The 916-nt window shown below is 59.8% G+C and carries 1 protein-coding gene; it reads right to left on the bottom strand.

The genetic code is table 11. The features are described 5' to 3' along the window. The coding region (locus ACTJKB_RS30860) for an InlB B-repeat-containing protein (RefSeq protein WP_440838040.1) at positions 1–916 on the bottom strand (916 nt) is incomplete at both ends.

Below are 916 nucleotides of genomic sequence, written 5' to 3' on the forward strand. Positions count from 1 at the left end.
GTGTTGCCGTTTCCGTTATACGTTACGGTGAAGGTCGGATTGGCTGTCCACTTCGCATAGAGGGTGGCATTCGCCGAGCCCATGCTGAAGGTGGCATTCGCTGCGTGGTCGGTACCGCTTCCGTTAGCGGCGGTGTTCCAGCCTGCGAACGTATAACCCGACTTCACAAGTGTTCCGGTGTTCCCTAGTACTGTCACCACATCACCCTGCGGATAGCTGTTGCTGTCGGTCGGAACCGTACCGCTGGTGCTGCCGTTTCCGTGATACGTTACGGTGTAGGTCGGATTGGCCGTCCACTTCGCATAGAGAGTGGCATTCGCCGTGCCCATGCTGAAGGTGGCATTCGCTGCATAGTCGGTGCCGCTACCGTTAGCGGCGGTGTTCCAGCCTGCGAACGTATAGCCCGTCTTCACCAGCGTTCCGCTGTTCCCCAGCACCGTCACCGTGTGCCCCTGCTGATAGCTGTTGCTGTCGGTCGGAACCGTACCGCCGGTGTTGCCGTTTCCGTTATACGCTACGGTGTAGGTCGGATTGGCTGTCCACTTCGCATAGAGGGTGGCATTCGACGATCCCATACTGAAGGTGGCATTCGCTGCGTAGTCGGTGCCGCTACCGTTAGCGGCGGTGTTCCAGCCTGCGAACGTATAGCCCGTCTTCACCAGCGTTCCGGTGTTCCCCAGCACCGTCACTGTGTTCCCCTGCGGATAGCTGTTGCTGTCGGCCGGAACCGTACCGCCGGTATTGCCGTTTCCGTTATACGCTACGGTGAAGGTCGGATTGGCCGTCCACTTCGCATAGAGCATGGCATTCGCCGTGCCCATGCTGAAGGTGGCATTCGCCGCGTAGTCGGTGCCGCTTCCGTCCGCCTTCGTGTTCCAGCCTGCGAACGTATAGCCCGTCTTCACCAGCGTTCCGC

It is taken from the genome of Paenibacillus sp. 22594 (assembly GCF_052044425.1).
In the GTDB taxonomy this organism is placed as follows: Bacteria; Bacillota; Bacilli; order Paenibacillales; family Paenibacillaceae; genus Paenibacillus_AQ.